The organism is uncultured Gilvimarinus sp. (assembly GCF_963975215.1).
In the GTDB taxonomy this organism is placed as follows: domain Bacteria; phylum Pseudomonadota; class Gammaproteobacteria; order Pseudomonadales; family Cellvibrionaceae; genus Gilvimarinus.
In genome coordinates this window covers 1-19869 of record NZ_CAXBFW010000017.1, presented here as the reverse complement: position 1 = coordinate 19869, position 19869 = coordinate 1, and the positions used below count along the sequence as shown (strand labels likewise).

The following is a 19869-nucleotide window of genomic DNA, read 5'->3' as shown; positions in this document are numbered from 1 at the left end:
TTTATCTAATCCGGTGCCACGGTTAACTCGACCGTGGTGCCGGTAAGGGTGGCACTGTACGCGGCTTCGCGATTGATTCGTTCGGGCGATAATTTATGCTCTGTTAAGTCATTAATGATGGCCTGTGCGCGAAGCTCGGCCAGTTGTTCAAAGTCTCTTTCAGAGAACTCTAACCTCGCCGCCAGCTCCTTAAATGCCTGTTCGGCCAAAATAACCCGAGCTTGATCCTCATCTACGTTGCGTTCTTGCATGGTTAACTCAATGCTGTCACTGAGCTTTTTATCGGTTTGTTGCCGGTAATAGCGCTCAATGCTCTTGAGGGTTTGAGGGTTGTCTAGTTCACTGTCTAAATCAAACTCCATTGCGGCGAGGGTTGTTATGTCGGTGGCGGTATTTGGATCGTTTAATTCTAGAAGCAATCGGCGCCCTTGCAGGGCGGTACGATCCTGCAGTTTGTCGGCGTTGCCGCGCACCACTAAGTTTAAGTTGTTCTTTTTGTTCAAAGCTTTTATGAGTTGCTTGAGTTTATGTTGGTTATCGCTGCTTAATTGTGCCGACCCGCTGGCAAAGGCAATCTCGCCCAAGTTGTCATCGCTACCCACCAGTGACCCCAATAAAGTAAAGGGTGACGCGGCCGCTTTGACAATAATATTAACAAAGGTTTTGGCAATGAGTCCTGGAATGTTAAAGCTCGGATCTTGCATGTCGCCACTGATATCCAGATCCAAATCAATATTGCCATCTAAATCGCGCAGCAGCGCCAGCCCCAGTTTAATGGGTGCGTTAATGGCTTGCTCGCTGTCAACCGACTGACCCAAGTGAAATGACTCGGCCAGTACATTGTTTTGCCCGTTAAGTTGGCTGCCATCAATGGTGTAATCAAAATCGTAGTTCAGTTCACCTTCAGAAATTTTATAGCCTATGTAGGTGCCGCTATAACTCGACATGGGCGCTAACTCCAGGCCTTTTAGGTTGCCTTTTACCTCCATATCTAAGTGCTCGGGGTTAAGCCCTAGCTCGCCCTGTAGTTTAAAGGGAGCGTGTTGATTAAACAGTGCGGTTAAGTCGACTTTTGTCGGCTCTGTGGCCGTGGTGCTAAGCCCGCTAACATCGAGCGTCATGTCGTTAACGCTGGAGACAAATTTAGGGCTTTGCAGTAGATCGGTAAAGCGCAGTTCGCCCTGGGTGACGGTTAGTTTGTTTAAGGCAAAACTTGGTGGGGTTTGCCCGGCGGCCTCGTCACTATTGTCGCTTGTGTTTTCAGCGGCAGTGGTTTGCTCCGGCGTCTCGGGTTTATTGCTGGTACCGTTTTTGTCTGCCAATAATAACCAGTTAGGTTGAGTATCGCGTACCAGTGTCATAATGGGCTGGGTGATGCTAATGGTATCGATGCTGGTATTGAAGCTTGGAATATTAAACTGCGCGTTGTTTACGGCTAGCTTTTCTACGTTGAGTAGCTCGCTGTTGCTGCGGCTATTGATAAAGCTAAAAGACTCCACCGTGGAGTTGGCCTGTATATCAATGGCAAGTTCAGGCTTTAACGTTAGCTTAAGTTGGGTTTGGCTGGCGATAGTGCCTTGGGCAATAGCCGCTTGTAGGCCTGTGGCTATATACGGGTTAAACACGGTTAGATCGAGCGGGCCATGGTCTATGTCGACATCTACCTCTAGTGGCACGGGTGTCAGTACACCGCCGATGCTGAGTGGGGTGTTTTGATTGATCAGAGCACTGACTGTTACATTGGCTTGTTGCGGTTCGGTTAGGTGCAGCGGCGCGGCATGGATATCAACCTCACTCAACTGCCACTCTACCGCTGGGGTGACGTGTTGATCGTTAAAGTTCATGGCGCTATCGGTTAGCGCAAAATCGTCGATCACAATAGACCACTGTTCGGCCGGAGCTAGCTCTTGCGTGGCATCGGATTTTAGGTTGCCGTCGGTGCCGGTTTTTACCAGTAGAGATTCGTAGCGAAACTCGCCGTCTTTAGTCTGCCACTGGTTTAACCGCACGCCGCGATACTCTAGCGCGCCAATACGCAGGCTGCGCTCGAGTAAGTCCAGCGTTATCTCGTTGGCACCGAGCTTGTTAATCCGCACCATGGGTGGGTCTTGTACGTCGTCATCCAGGGCTAGCTCGTCGATTTCAATCGAGCCTTGCTTTAGGGTAACCGTGGTGTTTTCTGTGTCCAGGTTGTGAGCGATATGTATTTGGCCGCTGGCGGCGAGGGTGCCATGGGTTAAGTGGGCGTTGATGGTATTGCGTAAAAAATCGGCAAACTCAGTAAGGTTTAGGTGTTCGGCATTAACATTAATATCAAACAATAGCGGTTGCAGACGGTACTCACCGCTCAAGGATAATTGCCCACCATCGCTTAGGGCGGCATTGATGGTAAACGGGTTGAGCAGTTCATCGCCGGTGGCAAAATACAAATCGTTAAACGTGACGGATAGATCATCGATATTCACGTCAGCATTTACGTCGCCGCTGCTATCCCGGTACAGGGCGTCGCCCTGATTAATAACCAACAGCAAAACGGTAAACGCAAAATTGGATGACTCGGCTTGCTCAGCTTTAGGCTCGGGTTTGGGGTCATCGCTGGGTTGGGTTAACCGCGCGATAATAGCGTCAAAATTAAAGCCGTCTTCGTTTTGGTGGATGTAGGTGTCGGGTTGGTTTAGCTCAATCTCTTGGATAACCAGATGACGGTTCCAGAGAGTTGCCCAAAAGCCCGCGTTGACACGCAATTGTTGCCACTGCAGCAGCGGGTGCTCGGGCTCATCGGCTATGGCAAAGTTCTGGCTGGTGAGCTCAAAGGTAAATGGGTTGTACGAGAACGCCTCGGCGCTGACGGTGCGCCCGAGCAATTCACTGCCCTCGGTTTCGGCCAGCGACTTTAATTTGCCTGGCAGGTAAAAGTAGCCCAGCAGTATATAAAGTAAATACAACACAAGCAGGACGACGAAAAAGACCTTGGCGCTTAAGCGCAGCAAGCGTCGGCGTTGTAGGGCATCCATGACAAAACCTCAGTAACAGCGGTGGCCACTTGGGCCGGTAGTTGGGTGGTGCGGTTTGCGGCGCACTGTTTGCCTTAATAGGCGGGAACAAATCTTTACGCGCCGGCTCCCGCTGGGCGTATGCGCCAATGGCTACACTGTACTATAGTTCGCCGCTCACCATTATTAAACCGGATCTTCCATGTCTACACCGGCTGTAACCGTATCGCTATGGCGCCGCGTATTGCTATTGGCGCTGCCCGTGGCAGTGCAAATGCTGTTGCAGTCATTTTTGGGCATGGCCGATGTACTCATGGTGGGCAGCCTGGGCGCCGAGGCGGTAGCGGCAGTGGGTATGGCCGCCAAGCTGCACTTTTTAATGTTGGTGACCATGATGGGCGTTGCCACGGCCTGCGCCATATTAGTGGCTCAGTATTGCGGCGCTGGCAACCAAGCCGAGGGTAAGCGTACCTTAGCCATGGCACTGGTGGTGGGCGCCGTGTTTATGGTGCCTTTTACGCTCGCCTTTGCTCTGGGTGGCCAATGGCTGGGGCTGATTAACCCAGACGCGGCCGTGGTGCAGCTGGCGGTAACCTTTTTATTGATCACCGCGCCGGTACTGTTACTGACGCAGCTTATCACCATTTATGAAGCCGCCTTAAGGGCACTGGGTAATACCACCGTGCCGTTGTTGATGGGCGCGCTGGGGGTCTTGCTTAATATTGGCCTTAACTATGTGCTGATTTTTGGCCACTTTGGTTTTCCGGCGCTGGGTGTTGCCGGGGCCGCCTGGGGCACTTTAATCTCGCGCATTGTGCAGTTAGCCGCGACTTTGCTGTGGCTGTACGGGGTAAAGCATGACTTTGCCCTGCGCCTGCTGGATTTTATTAAAGCGTTGCACTGGGCACCGCTTAAGCGATTTTTGTGGTTTGCGCTGCCGCTATTGGTGAATCACGTGGTCTGGGCGGTGGGCAATACCGTGTATCACATAGCCTCGGGCTATGCCGGTACCGATGCGCTGGCGGTGATGGGGGTTATGGTGCCCATCGAGAGCAGCTTTTTTGCGCTGTTTGTGGGGCTCGCTAATGCCGCGGCCGTGCTGGTGGGGCAAACCCTGGGCCGTGGCGATATGCCGGGTGCCTGGCAGTTGTACCGGTTTTTTAATCGGTTAACCCTGGTGTTGGTATTTAGCCTGGCGGGCGCCTTGTGGCTGGCCAAGCCCTGGGTGCTGGCGGCGTTTGATCATGTTGATGCGCAAACCACATTGCTGCTTGAGCAAACCATCGCGGTATTTTGCCTGGGCGTGTGGGTCAAAGTATTAAACATGCTGCGGATATTGGGGATTTTGCGCGCCGGTGGTGATACCCATTACTGTTTGGTTGTCGATGTGATTGTTATGTGGGTCTTTGGTGTGCCCATCTACCTGGCTGGCGTGTTTTGGACGGACTACTCGTTTGCGCTGCTGTACGCGCTGACCTTTACCGAAGATGCCCTCAAGTGGCTGCCCATCCGCTGGCGCGTCGGGCGCGGGGTTTGGGTTAAAAATCTTACGCATTAACGTCATTTGCGTGGGGCGTTGTACATGGTTTAACAGTTTGTGCGATACATTTTGCTACAGTACGCGCACCTATTGATTACATGGATCGTTACCATGGCAACTGCACTTCGTTACGGTATTACTTGTTGCTTATTACTGCTCAGCCTGACGCTGTTGGTGTTGGCCAATAACAGCTCACGCCTGACCGTGCAAAACCTACAGTTAGAGCAGCAAAACCGTACCACTGATCTTGCAACTTTGCCGTTGCAGCAAAATATCATCGGCCGTTACTGGGTAAGCCTGGAGCTTAACCCCGGCAACCGTGCGGCGTTGGAGCTGCGGGTTGTCCCCGATGACGAGCTGCTGGCCGTAGAGGTAAACGGCCAGCCGGTTTCATTGCAGGGTATTAGCCGCCAAGCGCTGCGCGACTACAGTAAGGGTGTTGTGTTGCCTCTTAGTGGGTTTACCCCCAATCGTTTTAACCAAGTGCGCTTTGCGCTGCGCAACCACAGTAATCCCGCTGGGTTTGATTTGCGCGCGGCGTCCCGATTGGGCTCCGGGCAACTGCTTTTGATGCTGCCGGCGTTTGCCTTTTTGCTGTGGGCACTGGCGCGCCATTTACCGCTCAGCCGGTGGCAAGGGGTTATCCTGCTGGGCGGTTTGGCGGCCTCCGTCACTTACCTAAGTGTGACGGACTCTTACACCCGCACCTTTGATGTGTACGAGGGCGGCGGTCACCGCGATTACATTCACTATCTGGCTGATAACCACAGCTTGCCGTTGGCCTCCGAGGGCTGGGAGTACCACCAGCCACCGCTGTACTACACCATTGCCGCCCTGACGAAGAGCCTGCTACCGGATACCGAGGTGGTGGATGATCGCTGGGCCCAGTGGCTGGCGCTGTGGTTGTGGGTGATATTTTTATGGGCCTCGCTGGCGACGCTGCGCATAGCATTGCGCGGGCACCGCTGGGCGCTGTGGCTGGCGAGCTTTAGTGTGTGTTTTTGGCCGTCGGGCATCGTGCACAGTATTCGCATCGGCAATGATGTACCCCTGTACGCGTTTTACGCGTTGGGGTTTTATTTTACTTTACGCTGGTGGCGTACCGGGGCAAGCAAGCCTTTGCTGTGGGCCGCTGTTTGGGCCGCGGCGGCGCTATTAACCAAATCTAACGCGCTGGCGCTGTGGGCGGTGTTGGGTTGCTTGTGGTGGGCCCGCACGCTGCACTTGGGGCGTAATCCGCTCAATCGGGCTTACCTTAAGCGGCGCAGTAGCGCGTCGCTGGCCATTTTGGCGGTATTTTTTACGGTGGCGGTGGCGCTTAATCTGGGCGATAACATTTGGCATTATTATCAGGGTCAGTCGTCCGACTGGTTGCTCTCTAACGTTAGCACCACCATTCACAGTGGCCTAAAAGTGGGTAACGAGCCCGAGAACTACCTGGTGTTTGATCTGGCGACGTTTTTACAACAGCCGTTTATCAGCACCTGGGAGGACCGTTACGGTCGGCAATACTTTTGGAATTTTGTGTTTCGCTCAAGTTTGTCGTCGGAGTTTTTTTATACCGGTGATGCCTTGCAGTGGTGGGGTAAAGTGTGCGGTATCTTACTGCTGGTGATGCTTGTGGGGCAGCTGTACTTTACCGCCGTAAATAATGCCGTGTTAAGCGGGCGCAGCCGCCTGCGCCGTGTTTATCGTGGGTTGCCGTGGCTGTTGGCCATTGTGTTTCCGCTGCTGTTATTGCTGGCCTATCGCATAAAAGTGCCGCTGTCGTGCAATACCGATTTTAGGTATATCTATATGGTGTTGGTGCCTTTGGTGTACTGGTCGGCCTTGGCCTTTAAACGGCGGGGCCGGGGGCTGGCGACGTTATTCGCGTTAAGTGCCCCGGCTATTGGTGCCCTAAGTGTGCTGTGGTTGTCGCTGCTGGTTAGCCAGGCGTGAGGGCGCTAGGGCTGAGGTTGTGGCTGGTAAGGATGTCGCGGTTGAGCTCGGCAATGCTGGTGCAGCCGGTGAGTGCCATAGCCACCCGTACTTCGCGCTCGTAAATAGCGATAATATCGCTCACACCTGCGCCGCCGCGCGCGGCCAGGCCGTACACCCAGGGCCGGCCGATGATCACGCCGCTGGCGCCGAGCGCCACCGCGCGGACGATATCCAGCCCCGAGCGCACGCCCGAATCCAGTAAGATGTCCAGCTCGCCGGCTACCGCCTCAACGATGTGCGGTAGCGCCACAATACTGGAAGGTGCGCCGTCTAGCTGACGCCCGCCGTGGTTGCTTACCACAATGCCATCGGCGCCGAGCTTGGCCGCCTCGCGGGCGTCGTCCGGATCGAGAATACCCTTGATCACCAGCTTGCCATGCCAGTGTTGGCGAATGGTCTCCAGGCTTTTCCAGGTCACACTGGCGTCGAAGTTCTCGCCCAGCCAGCGCCAAAACTCATCAATGCCGGCTTTATCGCCCAGGGCCGAGGCAATATTGCCCAGTGATAACGGCTGGCCCTTAATGCCCACATCCAGTGCCCAGCGCGGCCGGGCCAGCACCTGACAAATACGGGTGAGTTGCCGCTGTAAGGCCGTGCCGCCCGAGAGCCCCGAGCGAATATCGCGATAGCGGGTGGCGGGTACGGGCATGTCTACGGTAAACACTAATGTGCGACAGCCGGCCGCCCAGGCGCGATCGAGGGTGGCCTGTAAAAAGCCGCGATCGCGCATCATATACAGCTGAAACCAAAAGCCCTCTTGGGTGCCGGTGCGCACCTCTTCAATCGAGCAGGCGGATACGGTGGATAAGCAAAAGGGTACGCCGGCTTGCTCGGCGGCCTGCGCCGCTTGCACCTCACCCCGGCGGGCGTTAAAGCCCGCAATGCCAACCGGGCCCAGTGCCAGCGGCAGGTTAACAGGCTGGCCCAATAAGGTGCTGGCGGTGCTAACGTTACTGACGTCGCGCAATACCCGTTGGCGCAACGCCAATTGTTGAAAATCGCTGTTGTTGCGCGCTAGGGTGGATTCGCTAAAGGCGCCGCCATCGATGTACTCGAATAAGAATTTTGGCAATCGTTTTTTAGCAAGTAGGCGATAATCGCTGACGCTGGCGGGTATCATGGGCGGTGCCTTTCACTATCCATAGAAACGGTTGGATTTAGTGTAACACTTTATCGCGAATATATTTTAAATATAAATTGCATTTTACATGTAAAGCTGCCCATGGTATATAAAGCAGCATAATAATGGTCGTTTGGGAGTCTGTGTGGCTGCCAGTGCGAGACTCCCAGGAGGAGCAATGCCTTATAACAATAAACGGGCGTCTGATCTAACCGGCTTAGTGGTGTGGATACCGTTGTTTTTAATTGTCAGCCTATTTTTTATGTGGGGCGTGGCAAACAACTTAAACGATATTCTGATTACGCAATTTAAAAAAGCGTTTGTCTTGACTGATCTGCAATCGGGCCTGGTGCAGTCGGCTTTTTACTTTGGCTATTTTGTGTTTGCCATCCCCGCGGCTTTGGCCATGAAGCGCTTTGGCTATAAAGCGGCGGTGATCGTCGGGTTGTTGTTGTACGGCGCCGGGGCGCTGCTGTTTTACCCGGCGGCGCAGGCGCATGAATATTTATTTTTTTTGGCGGCGCTGTTTGTGATTGCCAGTGGTTTGGCGTTTTTAGAGACCTCGGCCAACCCGTTGATTGTTGCCATGGGCGATGCCAACACCGCCGAGCGGCGGCTTAACTTTGCGCAATCGTTTAACTCGCTTGGGACCATATCGGGGGTGTTGATCGGCCGCGAGTTTATTTTATCGGGTATCGAGCACAGCCCGGAGGAGTTGGCCGCTTTGTCGAGCGCCCAGCAAACGGCTTTTTACACCGCCGAGGTGCAAGCGGTGCAGGGGCCCTACCTGGTGATTGCCGCCGTTGTTATCGTGTGGGCGCTGCTGGTGGCCTGGGCAAAATTCCCGGTGGTTGCACAAGAGCACGATGACACCGAGCAGGCGCTGCGCTGGCGGGACTTTTGCGCCCTGTTACAGCGCCGCTACTATCGCTCGGCCGTTATTGCGCAGTTTTTGTATGTGGGTGCGCAGGTGTGCATCTGGAGCTTTATGATCCGCTACGGGCAAGAGACGATGCCCGGTACGGGTGAAAAAGCGTTGGCCATGTACCTAAGCTTATCGCTGGTGGCGTTTATGGTGGGGCGTTTTGTCGCCACCTGGCTTATGGGTTATATCGCACCGGCAAGGCTGATGTTTATTTACGCGTTGATCAATATTGGCCTTTGCGCGGTGGCCATGCTCTGCGCCAATCACACAGGTTTAGTGATGTTGGCCGCTACCAGCTTTTTTATGTCGCTGATGTTTCCGACGATTTTTGCCTTGGGTATTAAAGGTTTGGGGCGCGAGGCCAAAGCGGGCTCGTCGCTGTTGGTAATGGCTATTATCGGCGGCGCTGTTTTGACGGCGCTGATGGGGCTGGTATCCGACCTTAGCAGTATCCACACGGCGGTTATTGTGCCGCTGCTGAGTTTTGCGGTGATTGCCCGTTTCGCGTATATCAGTGAGCGGCACTATCGTTTGCAAGCCGCAGGCGAGTGATTGGCCGGGTTTATGTGGGGCGTTTGCATAACGCGCGTAATGATACCGGATACATTAACGCCGACACTGGTATTTGTCGTTTAATTCGGCGATATTGACGCGAGCGTCACGGATCTAGACCTCCGGTGCGCGTATTGATAATACGATGGCAGACATAGCGCTGCCGTTAGCGAGCTTTATGTTCGGGCGGGTTTGCACTGGCCCGGACCTGTGATGGCACACCGAGTGTCGCCATTAACCCTGTATTTTTACGCGGCGGGGTTGAGTTAAAAACAAGAGACTAGTTGAGCACACACAATGACTGATAACGCACAAGAACAAGCCGGCGATTCTGATAACCGCAAATATAAAGCACCGGCGCTAGAGAAAGGGTTGGATATTCTCGAGCTGTTGGCCGCCAGCGGCGAGCCGCTAACCACCTCGCAAATGGCCGCGCAGTTAGGCCGCTCGGTGAGCGAGCTGTTTCGCATGGTGTTGGCGCTGGAGTATCGCGGCTACATAGTGGCGGCCGAGGACGGCCGCGATGGCTACACCTTAAGCAACAAGCTCTTTACCCTGGGTATCGCCCGGGCGCCCACTAAAACCCTGCTGGAGGTGGCCTTGCCGGTTATGAGTGAGCTGACCCGCCAGATTGGTCAGTCGTGTCATATGGCGGTTGCCTCGGGCGATCAAGTGGTGGTGATCGGCCGTATCGAGAGCCCCGGGGATCTGGGTTTCTCGGTGCGCGTTGGCTACCGCCGGCCGCTGATTCAGGCCACCTCCGGGCGCCCGCTATTCGGTTTTCAGTCGCCCGAAACACGAGCCTTGATGCTGGCTAAAATTGACGGTGCCAGCGCGGCCGATATCGAGTCGTTTGTACGGCAGGCCGACGCGACTGTAGAACGCGGTTATGTGAGTAACGCCAGTGATTTTGTCGACGGGGTGACCGATTTGTCGGCTCCGGTACTGGGCTCGCGCGGCGCTTTGGCGGCCATCACTGTGCCCTACGTTAAAACCAAGCCCCAGGTGTGCACCCTGGAGCAGGCGCTCGAGCACCTGCGCGTGGCGGCCGAGAAGGTGTCGCGCCAGATGTCTGAATACAGCTAGCCGGTAGCGCCTGCGGGGCGCGAGCGGGGCCGATCAAAACGGGTGGGTACTCTCAGGAGGCCCACCCGTTTTTTTATGTCTGGCGGCCTGTCAGGGCACGCGGCGCGATAACGTTGCTCAATCAACAGTTTTTATTTATGATTGTGTTTTCAATTATAAAATTAAGTGTGTGGTGGCAAACGCCGCAAAAAACCGGTTAATCCGGCTGAGAACGACGGCGTTTGCCTCTGGTTTAGGGCCTAACACACCCAGCGCTTGCGGTAAGTTAACTGTCTATGAGTAACACAGTCTATGAGTGATGCGTCCGGCCGTCCCCAAGTGCTGCTATTGCACCCGTCGGATAATGTTCTGATTTGCGTTCAAAGCCTCGCTGTCGGCCAACAGATCGACATCGAGGGCGAGCCTTACGTTATTGCCCAGAACCTGGCGGTGGGTCATAAAATCGCCCGCTACGATATGTCGGCGGGTGAAAAAATACGCCGCTACGGGGCACCGGTGGGCTCGTTGTCTCAGCCGGTTAAGGCGGGTGAGTGGGTTCATATGCACAATTTGCAAAGCGATTATTTAGCCACCCATACACGGCAAAGTGTCGCGCGCCAAAGGAGTCCGAAAGGTGAGTAAATCTGAGCCAGCTCTGCAAGGTTTTTTGCGCAGCGATGGCCGCAAAGGTATCCGCAATGTGATTGTGGTCGCCTATTTGGTCGAGTGCGCACATCATGTTAGCCGCCGTATTACCAGCCATTTTAACGATTTGGACATTCACCTTATCGGCTTTCCCGGTTGTTACCCCAACGAGTACGCCAGCCAAATGATGCACGCGGTGTGTACCCACCCTAATGTGGGGGCGGTGCTGCTGGTCTCGCTGGGGTGCGAGAGCATGGACCGCGATGCCCTGCGCGAGCAAGTGGCGGCCAGCGGCCGGCCGGTAGAGCTGTTGGTGATTCAGGAGCGTGGCGGTACCCGCGCGACTATCGACCAAGGCATTGCGCTGGTCGATGGCATGCGCCAGCAATTGGCGCAACAACAGCCGGTGCCGATGGCGTTAAGTGAGTTAATCGTGGGCACCATTTGTGGCGGTAGCGATGGCACCAGTGGCATTACCGCCAACCCGGCGGTGGGCCGCTGTTTTGATCGCTTAGTCGAGCAGGACGTCGCCTGCGTATTTGAAGAGACCGGCGAGTTGATTGGCTGTGAAAACATTATGGCCGAGCGGGCGGTAAATGCTGAGCTGGGTGAGTTGATTCAGCAGTGCGTGGCCAAAGCGGAGCACTATTATCGCACCATGGGGTTTGGCAGCTTTGCGCCGGGTAACGCCGATGGTGGCCTCACCACGCTCGAAGAAAAATCCATGGGCGCTTACTCAAAGTCCGGCTCGTCACCCATCACGGGTTTAATTAAACCGGGCGACATACCGCCCACGGGCGGCTTGTATTTACTCGACGTGGTGCCAGATGGCGAGCCGCGCTTTGGCTTTCCCAATATTGCCGATAACGCCGAAATTGTCGAGATGATTGCCTGTGGTTGTCACTTAACCTTGTTTACCACCGGGCGGGGCTCGGTCGTAGGCTCGGCGATATCGCCGGTTATTAAAATTTGCGCCAATCCCGAAACCTATCAGCGCCTGGCTGACGATATGGATATTAATGCCGGGCGTATTCTAACGGGTGAAGCCAGCCTCGATGAGGTGGGCGATGAAATTCACCGGGCAGTGTTGGCGGTGGCTGGGGGTGAGCGCAGTGTGTCCGAGGCGCTGGGGCATCAGGAATTTATTTTAACCTACAAATCGTTTGAGCCCATTGGCCCCAATTGCCTGCCCGTGCGGCATGTTTCTTAACCACAACCGGCTAGACTATGGCGAGATTACAGAATAAGACTGCATTGGTTACCGCCGCGGCGCAAGGTATCGGCCGCGCCACCGCCGAGCTTTTTTTAGCGCAGGGCGCGCGGGTTATTGCCACGGATATCAATACGGCGCCGCTTACCGGTTTTGCCGGCGAGGTGCACCAGCTGGATGCCACCGATGAAACGGCCGTGACGGCGCTGGCCGATGCAATTGGCACAATTGATATTTTGTTTAACTGCGCCGGCTACGTTCACTCGGGTACCATTTTAGAGTGCGAGCCGGCCGAGTGGCAGCGCTCGATCGATATCAATGTTAATTCAATGTACTACACCATTCGGGCGTTTTTACCGGCTATGCGCCGCGCCGGCGGTGGCTCGATTATTAATATGTCATCGGTAGCAAGCTCAATTAAAGGCGCGCCCAACCGTTGCGCTTACGGCATGACAAAAGCGGCGGTGATTGGTTTAACGAAAGCCGTGGCCGCCGACTATATTACCGAGGGCATTCGCGCTAATGCGATTTGCCCCGGCACCGTGCAAACCCCCTCGCTCGAGCAACGTTTGGCCGCAACGGGCGATTATGACTCGGCCTACAAAGCGTTTGTGGCCCGCCAGCCTATGGGGCGCATGGGGCAGGCCGACGAGATTGCCAAGCTCGCGCTGTATTTGGCCAGTGACGACAGCGCTTTTACCACAGGCACCATTAATATTATCGACGGCGGTTGGAGTAATTGATGAGCGGGTTCGACGTTTAATGGGGAGCGGGGAACGGGGAACGGAAAAGAACGTTGGGTAAACCTAACCTGACGCTTTTATTAATTTGGTAAGACACAATTCACGATTGACGGATTAGATTATGAAATTACTGCGTATTGGTGAGCCGGGCAAAGAGCGTCCGGGTTTGATTGACTCTCAACAACAGATTCGCGATCTGTCGTCGGTGGTGGATGATATTAATGGCGAGACGTTAGCGGCCGAGAGCCTGGCAAAAATCGCCGCCTGCAATATCGAGTCGCTGCCATTGCTCAGTAATACCCAGCGCCTGGGTCCCTGCGTGGGCAACGTAGGCAAGTTTATTTGCATTGGTCTTAACTACGTCGATCACTGCGAAGAAACCGGTCAGGCGGTGCCAGAAGAGCCAGTCGTTTTTATGAAGGCCACCAGCGCCATTACCGGCCCCAACGATGGCGTGGTTAAACCGCGCGGCTCAGATAAACTCGATTGGGAAGTGGAGATGGGTATTGTGATTGGTCGCGAGGCCAGTTACGTGGACGAAGCCGACGCGGCTGAGTATATCGCCGGTTACTGTGTTGTGCACGACGTATCCGAGCGCAGCTTTCAGTTGGAGCGCGGCGGCCAGTGGGACAAAGGCAAAGGCTGCGATACCTTTGGGCCGATAGGCCCTTATTTAGTCACCGCTGATGAACTGGACGATCCGTTAAATTTAGATATTTGGCTCAGTGTTAATGGCAAGATGTATCAAAATTCCAGCACCAAAAATATGGTGTTTGGCCCGGCTAAGTTAGTGTCTTACTTAAGCCAGTTTATGAGCTTGCAGCCGGGTGATATTATTTCGACCGGTACTCCGCCAGGTGTTGGCCTGGGGCAAACCCCACCGGTGTATTTAAAGGTAGGCGACAAAATTAACTTGGGGATTACCGGGTTGGGCGAGCAATCGCAAACGGTATTGCCGTCGCCTTAATGTTTATATCGTTATAATAAAATGGGTTCTGCGTAGATTTGGGTGGAGCAGCTAAACGTCTGATTCCATTTTTTGTTTGATCTGTGCTGGTCTGTGCACTAGATTCTGTGGCGTAATCGATAAAGAGCTGGAGTTGGTTGCCGCTAACGCGGACATTGTTTATAAGCTCGCATCGCCGAGCGTGCCGAGTGACTTTTCTTTGTTTGGCCAAAGCAAAGTAACCCAAAGAAAGGCCACCCCGGCAGCTCAGCCCGTCGGGTCTCCTCGCTCCAGCCGATTTTAGAGGGCCGCATCGACAGGACGTCCATGTCCTGACGATGCTTGCGCAAACGTCCTGTTTGCTTACCCCCTAAAATAGGCTTCCGCTCGGCTGGCTGCAGGGGCCCAAAAGGCGGTACTTTGTAACTGGCTTTAGCATTTCAATAAGAGCTTGTTAGCACGTCACTCTATGCCTAACAATGCGGCCCTATCGAGGGTGATGGGGTTGAATTGCCACACAAATCTACGAAGAGCCAAAAAAGGTAGCGACATGTTAAAAGTATTAATTATGAGCGCGGCGGCTTTGACGTTAACCGCCTGCTCGAGCGTGACCCATAACAACCAATCGGATGCCGTGGCGTTACTCGCGGATGATGTGAGCTTAACGGTGTTTAACCACGACGAGCGTGAGCCCCTAAGCTCTGGCTCCTTGACGTTGGGCAATGCCGAGCGCGCTATTCACATTAAGCGGGTCTCTGGCGGTATCGAGGCGAGCTGGCACGATAGCTGGTGGACGGGGTTTGAAGTGGCATTCCCGGCGCCTAAAAATTTAACCCACTATCGCCAGGGTGCCTATGTGTTTGATCTGCACCTGGAGCAATTTGAGAACGCCGGTTTTGACTTTGCCCGGCTGTGTGAGGGCGGTTGCGAGCGTCGCTTGTCGCTTGCCAATCAGGTACAGCCTCTGCTAAATCAGGGGCCGCAAACCGTGGCCGTGCCTATGTCGTGCCTTGTACGCGATAGCGACACCCTAGTGGCCGAGCGCACACCACTGCGTTTTGCTACCGGTGGCACCGGGCAGTTAACCCTAAGTGATATGCGAATCGAAGCGCGTATGCCGCAGGTAGATATTGTTTTTAATTGTCCCGATTATAAAACGGCATCGGTTACTCCGGCACCGCTGGACGAGCACTGGGCCAAAAGCTGGTGGATACCGCGGCACGAGCAAAAACTAAAAATCGCGTCCGAAAGCGATCCGCAGTTAGTGTTTATCGGCGACTCTATTACTCAGGGTTGGGAGGAGTCGGGTAAGCCCGTCTATCAGCAGGCCTTTGCCGAGTGGCCCAGCTTAAATCTGGGTTTTAGCGGCGACCGAACGGAAAACGTATTGTGGCGTTTGCAGCACGGTGAGGTGGCCGACATAGACCCGCAGCTAATCGTACTAATGATTGGCACCAACAACACCGGTCACCGCCAGGATGAACCGGTTGCCATTGCCCGCGGTGTCGAGCAAATTCTTACCGAATTAAAGCGTCGTTTACCCGATAGTAAAATACTGATGTTAGCGATATTCCCGCGCGGCGCCACGGCCGATGATTACGCCCGACGCAACAATACGCTTGCCAATGCAAGGCTGCGCAACTTTGCCGACGGCGAGCAAGTGTTTTTTACTGACCTTAACAGCGTATTCTTAGGTAAAGACGGTAATTTATCGGAAGAGATCATGCCCGATCTACTCCACCCGAATGAATACGGTTATCAGTTGTGGGCGAATGAGTTAGTGCCGCTTATTCGGGAGCATATCGACCGATAAACTACTAAGCTAGTACGATAACGCTATAAAGGCGACCAGATACAAAGTTTGGTTGCCTTTTTTGTTTAGGCTTCTCAACGCCTCCCATACCTCCGCGCCGTGCCTCGCCAAAGCCGGTTTTTATGACTCCAATCGGATAGAGGGTGCACGCACTTTGGTTGACTGTGAGGGCCGTAACGTCATGGTGTCAATGTCTGACCCTGACGAATTCGGTAACACCGACTCAGCGCTAACCGCAGAGCCTGCCCAGCCTGATTTAAGTGCCGGTGATCGTAACACCGAGGATGATGAAGACCTGCTGTACTCAGAGGTGGTGGCGTTCGTGCGAGAGAAAAACAGCACCTCGATATCGTCAGTGCAGCGTGGCCTCAGAATAGGCTACAACCGCGCTGCGCGTATGATCGAACAGATGGAAGCCGACGGTGTTGCGTCGGCTATGAAGGATACCGGTACCGGAGAGGTGTACCAGAATGATTCGGCGGATTAGCCGCCTTCGTGCGTTTTTTACTCTATGTAGGTCTCGAATGGCCTAATCGCTTCGTTAAACTTTCTGAGCCATTTATCGTGATAATCTTGGGATTCTGGTGTTCTTAGCGCCAGCCTATCGCTCATAGAGATGAGGCTCTTCTTACATACTAGGGCGCCGGTTCTGTTAGATCGCAGAGCTAAGTTAAAGCACTCTAGATACTCTGTAATTCGATGCATGTAGTCTTCGAGTTCTTCTATATTCGTTGCTGTGTCTTGCCCCCAATGAACTCTAGCGAATGGTAGTTGTTTTTCTAGGCTGACCCAGGTTTCTTTGATTTTTATAATCTGATCTTCATGTTGTTTGATTACGTTCTCTTTATGTTCATCTGTGATTTTAAGGGATTCAAAAACTTTTTCTAAGTCAGAGTAGGTAATCAGTAGAGTAATCCACCAAGGTTTACTCATTCTATCAATTTGGCGTTTGAAAGTATAAATATAGAGTGTTATGTCTTTCGCTATATCGTACTTATCCTTACCCTTATGCTCTTTGATCCACTTGTTGTAACTCAAAAGAGCCAGAGTAAACCCTCCTCCAGAGCTCAAAGTTAATACTATGTTTCTTATGGTTTCCCAGAGCCCCGGCCAGTCTATAGAGCAAACCCATTCGTCAAAAATCATCCTATTGTCCTTTAGTTTTATATTTTCTTAGAATTACGCTTCCAAATGCGTCTCCAACTTAACTTTGCTGCAGTTTGGCTGGCTTTCAAAGGGGCCATTGCTCGTTTTTCAACTTCGTTCTTTTGTGCATCAAACGCATTGATCAAGCTGGATGCGTAGGAATCTTGAGTACCTGACCTTTGATAATGAAGGGTCTTGAAAGGAAAGGTGTTGAAAATAATTTTGTGTCTAATGGTCTTATCGGTCTCATCTTTTTCTGGGTCTAAAATTACAAGTACGCGTTGGTAGGTGTCAAATATTTCGTCCAAGATTCGTAGGAGCTCATCATATAATGGTTTAATTTCTTCATCAATGGTGATGCTTGCATCCAGGATTTCTGAATAGACGCCTTCTTTTAATTCGTTATAATCAGATAATTTTTTCTTGATGAAATTGGATAACGAATCGTGGTGGCGCTGATCGACTGTATGCCTGCCGAGAAATTTGTTTAGATTGTCAGCTTGTGTTACAAGTTCATAAAATTTATTTTTATCTTCTATGGTGTCTATAAAGCTATCTAATCTAATAGTTGCTAGCATTGATTGAGGTGTGGCCCCTTGCAGGGTTTCTTGTGGATTCTTTAGGAGATTAAGGGGGACCCAAACCGAAGATAAAATGGTGGAAAATTTGGATATCTTGTGAAGAATTATCGATATTTTTTTTGCCGCATCAATCTTGGCTATTCCTTCGTGCTCGGTCCTCCACGCGTCTAAACCCTTGTATGCAGCGCGGGTGCCCAGTGCCGCGCAAATGGCAATAGTACAGCTGGCAAACGTTTGTATTATGCCTGTCCAATTTTCTGCGAGTATCATGCCGTATGAAGCAATGTTAATTAGTGCAACAAAAGCTTCAAGTAAAAGAGTGAATAAATCCATATTTCTGTGCCTGTATAAGTGAATTCCTGTTCAGGTTATTAGGTCCATGCAATACCGTGGTTCGGTTGCTTCCGAATAAACCCTGAACTACCAGGAATATTCTGTAGCTGGTCACTTCTGTGGCCAGCTTCTGCCGGCATTTTTATCAGTATTTATCCCTTCCGCCCTCGGTAAAACATCAGCATTGATAATTTTAACCGGACAAGCGAGCGAACATGAAGCGCATTAACATATTAATGGCAGGTACCCATACTAGCGCCGGAGGCGCTACCTTGAGCTTTAGCGAGGCTGATTTGCAGGCCTCGGTGGATGCCTATGATCCCGCGTTACACAAAGCCCCCATTGCCGTAGGCCACCCCAAGGACAATCTATCGGCTTACGGCTGGATATCTGGTTTGGCATTTTCGGAGGAACGCGGCCTTGATGCAACCCCGCACCCGGTCGATGAAGACTTTGCCGAAATAGTGAGCAAGCGCCGCTTTAAGGCGATCAGCGCAAGCTTTAACGGGCTCAGTAGAGACACCACCATGACGCCTGAAGAAATCGCACAGCGCGCGAAAGACCTTAAAGCGCGAGAAGAAAAGCTAGCGGCCAAGAGGCAGATAAGGTGCCATATCTAAACCTTACACATTGAATATGGCGTATTCCTCAGTCGAGAGCGTATCCTGTTGTCAAATTTGTGAATGCCCTGAAAACATTTCCGAAAATATAACGGGTACACTAGTAGCGTAAAATAACAACACGGCCCGCCCATGGCCTAATAAAACACGGAGATCATAAAAACCATGTCTGTCACCTATTTACTCTCGATGACTGTCGCCAGCATCGCGTTGCTGCTGTTTCTGATTATTGTGTTGCGCTTGCAGGCATTTGTTGCGCTGCTGCTAGTGAGCATGGCGGTGGCTATTGCCGGTGGTGTGCCTTTGGCGGAGGTGGCCGGTGTTATTCAGCAGGGCATGGGCGGCACCCTGGGGTACATTGCCATTGTGATTGGCTTGGGGACCATGATTGGCGAGATCTTGCAGGTCTCGGGCGGGGCGCAGCAAATAGCCAATACCCTGACCCGCAAGGCCGGTACCGAGCGAGCGCCCTGGGCGCTGATGATGCTGGGGTTGATTGTCGCCATACCGGTGTTTTTTGAGGTCGCGCTGATTCTGTTTATCCCGCTGGTTTACAACCTGGCCCGGCGCACGGGGAAATCTCTGTTGCTTTACGGTATGCCTTTGGTGGCGGGTATTGCCGTGGCCCACTCGTTTATTCCGCCTACGCCCGGGCCGGTGGCGGTGGCCTCTTTATTAGGTGCAGATTTAGGCTGGGTGATACTGATTGGTCTGGTGGCGGGCATCCCCGCCGCGATTGTGGGCGGTATTGTGTTTGGGCGTTTTATTGGCGGGCGCATCCACGTGCCCTTGCCCGAGTTTGCTCACGAGCAGCTTGAGTCACAGTGTCAATCGGACAGGCCCCAGCCGGGCTTTGCGCTGGTGCTCAGTATTATTCTGGTGCCGCTCGCGATGATTTTGCTTAACACCGCCTCCAATGTCTGGCTGGCCGAAGAGCACCCGCTGGTAGACGTTATGGCCTTTGTCGGCCACCCTTTTACGGCTCTGCTGACGGCTACGTTGCTCGCATTCTATTTTCTGGGTACCCGGCTGGGTTTTAGCCGCGATGAAGTCCAGCGCGTGGCCACCCGCTCTATGGAGCCGGTGGGCATGATCATTCTGCTGACTGGCGCCGGCGGGGTATTCGGCAAAGTACTGATTACCGCCGGTGTGGGCGATGCACTGGTACAGGCGATGGCCGGCTCCAACCTGCCCGTAGTGCTGTTTGCCTTTTTGATTGCCACCGTGGTGCGGGTGTCGCAGGGCTCGGCAACCGTCTCGATGGTAACTGCTGCCGGGCTGATAGCGCCGTTGGTTGACGCTGGCAACTATTCCGAGCCAGTAGTGGCCTGTGTAGTGATCGCCATTGCCTGCGGGGCGACGGTGCTGTCTCACGTAAACGATTCCGGCTTCTGGCTGGTAAAACAGTATATGGGTTTAACCGAGAAGCAAACACTCGCCTCCTGGACCGTACTGGAAACCATTCTGGGCTTGGTGGGGCTGGCCGTGGTGGTGGTGCTTAGCTTTTTGCTTTAGGCGATTTTTGCCATGGCGTTTGTTAAGTGGGTGTCTCGAAAAATCGGGGCCAAGCCTTGAAACTTAAGTTCACAATTCAAGACTTCGTATATTGACCATGCCGATGATAGTCAGGATGATACCCCTGATGCAGCGGCCA

16 protein-coding genes are annotated in these 19869 nt (G+C 53.3%); 12 read left to right on the top strand and 4 right to left on the bottom strand.

Annotated features, from left to right (window positions below; all coding sequences use genetic code 11):
• Positions 1–5 precede the first annotated feature (5 nt).
• A complete protein-coding gene (locus AAC019_RS11760; protein WP_339899102.1) occupies positions 6–3014 on the bottom strand; it encodes a DUF748 domain-containing protein in 3009 nt (1002 codons plus the stop codon).
• Positions 3015–3195: 181 nt separating this feature from the next.
• On the opposite strand from AAC019_RS11760, the gene AAC019_RS11755 reads away from it, so the two are divergent.
• Together AAC019_RS11755 and AAC019_RS11750 are read left to right on the top strand one after the other, a co-directional pair.
• Entirely contained in the window at positions 3196–4551 is a 1356-nt protein-coding gene (locus AAC019_RS11755) for an MATE family efflux transporter (protein WP_339899101.1), read from the top strand.
• 93 nt (positions 4552–4644) lie between these two features.
• Positions 4645–6474 (top strand): hypothetical protein, encoded by a 1830-nt coding sequence (locus AAC019_RS11750; protein WP_339899100.1) that lies wholly within the window; start codon positions 4645–4647, stop codon positions 6472–6474.
• Here the strand turns inward: AAC019_RS11750 and AAC019_RS11745 are convergent.
• Positions 6461–7636, bottom strand: coding sequence for an L-lactate dehydrogenase (locus AAC019_RS11745; protein ID WP_339899098.1), 1176 nt, complete (start codon positions 7634–7636; stop codon positions 6461–6463). The two genes, AAC019_RS11750 and AAC019_RS11745, sit on opposite strands and share 14 nt — an antisense overlap.
• 178 nt (positions 7637–7814) lie before the next feature.
• On the opposite strand from AAC019_RS11745, the gene fucP reads away from it, so the two are divergent.
• From fucP to AAC019_RS11705, 8 genes are all read left to right on the top strand, one after another.
• On the top strand, positions 7815–9113 hold the full coding sequence (gene fucP / locus AAC019_RS11740) for an L-fucose:H+ symporter permease (protein WP_339899097.1): 1299 nt from the start codon (positions 7815–7817) through the stop codon (positions 9111–9113).
• Positions 9114–9410: 297 nt separating this feature from the next.
• Positions 9411–10199 carry an IclR family transcriptional regulator gene (locus AAC019_RS11735; RefSeq protein ID WP_339899095.1) on the top strand — a complete coding sequence of 263 codons (789 nt, stop codon included), beginning with the start codon at positions 9411–9413 and terminating at the stop codon, positions 10197–10199.
• Between the two features lie 291 nt (positions 10200–10490).
• Entirely contained in the window at positions 10491–10820 is a 330-nt protein-coding gene (locus tag AAC019_RS11730) for a UxaA family hydrolase (protein WP_339899094.1), read from the top strand.
• On the top strand, positions 10813–12033 hold the full coding sequence (locus AAC019_RS11725) for a UxaA family hydrolase (protein ID WP_339899093.1): 1221 nt from the start codon (positions 10813–10815) through the stop codon (positions 12031–12033). The genes AAC019_RS11730 and AAC019_RS11725 overlap by 8 nt, the downstream gene beginning before the upstream one ends.
• A gap of 17 nt (positions 12034–12050) precedes the next feature.
• A complete protein-coding gene (locus AAC019_RS11720) occupies positions 12051–12776 on the top strand; it encodes an SDR family oxidoreductase (RefSeq protein WP_339899091.1) in 726 nt (241 codons plus the stop codon).
• Between the two features lie 121 nt (positions 12777–12897).
• Complete coding sequence (locus tag AAC019_RS11715; protein ID WP_339899090.1) at positions 12898–13743, top strand: fumarylacetoacetate hydrolase family protein; 846 nt, start codon at positions 12898–12900, stop codon at positions 13741–13743.
• A gap of 529 nt (positions 13744–14272) precedes the next feature.
• The gene (locus AAC019_RS11710) at positions 14273–15535 is read left to right on the top strand and encodes a GDSL-type esterase/lipase family protein (RefSeq protein WP_339899089.1); all 1263 of its coding nucleotides are present in this window, start codon (positions 14273–14275) and stop codon (positions 15533–15535) included.
• A 190-nt stretch (positions 15536–15725) separates the two neighbouring features.
• Entirely contained in the window at positions 15726–16022 is a 297-nt protein-coding gene (locus tag AAC019_RS11705) for a DNA translocase FtsK (protein ID WP_339899087.1), read from the top strand.
• 17 nt (positions 16023–16039) lie between these two features.
• Here the strand turns inward: AAC019_RS11705 and AAC019_RS11700 are convergent, their stop codons facing one another.
• Positions 16040–16681 carry a hypothetical protein gene (locus AAC019_RS11700; protein ID WP_339899086.1) on the bottom strand — a complete coding sequence of 214 codons (642 nt, stop codon included), beginning with the start codon at positions 16679–16681 and terminating at the stop codon, positions 16040–16042.
• A 17-nt stretch (positions 16682–16698) separates the two neighbouring features.
• Positions 16699–17595, bottom strand: a complete 897-nt coding sequence (locus AAC019_RS11695; protein ID WP_339899085.1) for a hypothetical protein — start codon at positions 17593–17595, stop codon at positions 16699–16701.
• A 215-nt stretch (positions 17596–17810) separates the two neighbouring features.
• Here AAC019_RS11695 and AAC019_RS11690 point away from each other — a divergent pair, with 215 nt between their 5' ends.
• Together AAC019_RS11690 and AAC019_RS11685 are read left to right on the top strand one after the other, a co-directional pair.
• Positions 17811–18215, top strand: coding sequence for a hypothetical protein (locus AAC019_RS11690; protein ID WP_339899084.1), 405 nt, complete (start codon positions 17811–17813; stop codon positions 18213–18215).
• 165 nt (positions 18216–18380) lie between these two features.
• Positions 18381–19730, top strand: a complete 1350-nt coding sequence (locus AAC019_RS11685; protein ID WP_339899083.1) for a gluconate:H+ symporter — start codon at positions 18381–18383, stop codon at positions 19728–19730.
• The last annotated feature ends 139 nt before the right edge of the window (positions 19731–19869 follow it).

What these genes read in the sequence shown, in the direction of transcription:
- AAC019_RS11750 (WP_339899100.1), top strand. Translation starts at nt 4,645, where the DNA reads ATGGCAACTGCACTTCGTTACGGTATTACTTGTTGCTTATTACTGCTC.
- fucP (WP_339899097.1), top strand. Translation starts at nt 7,815, where the DNA reads ATGCCTTATAACAATAAACGGGCGTCTGATCTAACCGGCTTAGTGGTG.
- AAC019_RS11690 (WP_339899084.1), top strand. Translation starts at nt 17,811, where the DNA reads ATGAAGCGCATTAACATATTAATGGCAGGTACCCATACTAGCGCCGGA.
- AAC019_RS11745 (WP_339899098.1), bottom strand. Translation starts at nt 7,636, where the DNA reads ATGATACCCGCCAGCGTCAGCGATTATCGCCTACTTGCTAAAAAACGA.
- AAC019_RS11700 (WP_339899086.1), bottom strand. Translation starts at nt 16,681, where the DNA reads ATGATTTTTGACGAATGGGTTTGCTCTATAGACTGGCCGGGGCTCTGG.
- AAC019_RS11730 (WP_339899094.1), top strand. Translation starts at nt 10,491, where the DNA reads ATGAGTGATGCGTCCGGCCGTCCCCAAGTGCTGCTATTGCACCCGTCG.
- AAC019_RS11715 (WP_339899090.1), top strand. Translation starts at nt 12,898, where the DNA reads ATGAAATTACTGCGTATTGGTGAGCCGGGCAAAGAGCGTCCGGGTTTG.
- AAC019_RS11695 (WP_339899085.1), bottom strand. Translation starts at nt 17,595, where the DNA reads ATGGATTTATTCACTCTTTTACTTGAAGCTTTTGTTGCACTAATTAAC.
- AAC019_RS11755 (WP_339899101.1), top strand. Translation starts at nt 3,196, where the DNA reads ATGTCTACACCGGCTGTAACCGTATCGCTATGGCGCCGCGTATTGCTA.
- AAC019_RS11710 (WP_339899089.1), top strand. Translation starts at nt 14,273, where the DNA reads ATGTTAAAAGTATTAATTATGAGCGCGGCGGCTTTGACGTTAACCGCC.
- AAC019_RS11735 (WP_339899095.1), top strand. Translation starts at nt 9,411, where the DNA reads ATGACTGATAACGCACAAGAACAAGCCGGCGATTCTGATAACCGCAAA.
- AAC019_RS11720 (WP_339899091.1), top strand. Translation starts at nt 12,051, where the DNA reads ATGGCGAGATTACAGAATAAGACTGCATTGGTTACCGCCGCGGCGCAA.
- AAC019_RS11705 (WP_339899087.1), top strand. Translation starts at nt 15,726, where the DNA reads ATGTCTGACCCTGACGAATTCGGTAACACCGACTCAGCGCTAACCGCA.
- AAC019_RS11685 (WP_339899083.1), top strand. Translation starts at nt 18,381, where the DNA reads ATGTCTGTCACCTATTTACTCTCGATGACTGTCGCCAGCATCGCGTTG.
- AAC019_RS11760 (WP_339899102.1), bottom strand. Translation starts at nt 3,014, where the DNA reads ATGGATGCCCTACAACGCCGACGCTTGCTGCGCTTAAGCGCCAAGGTC.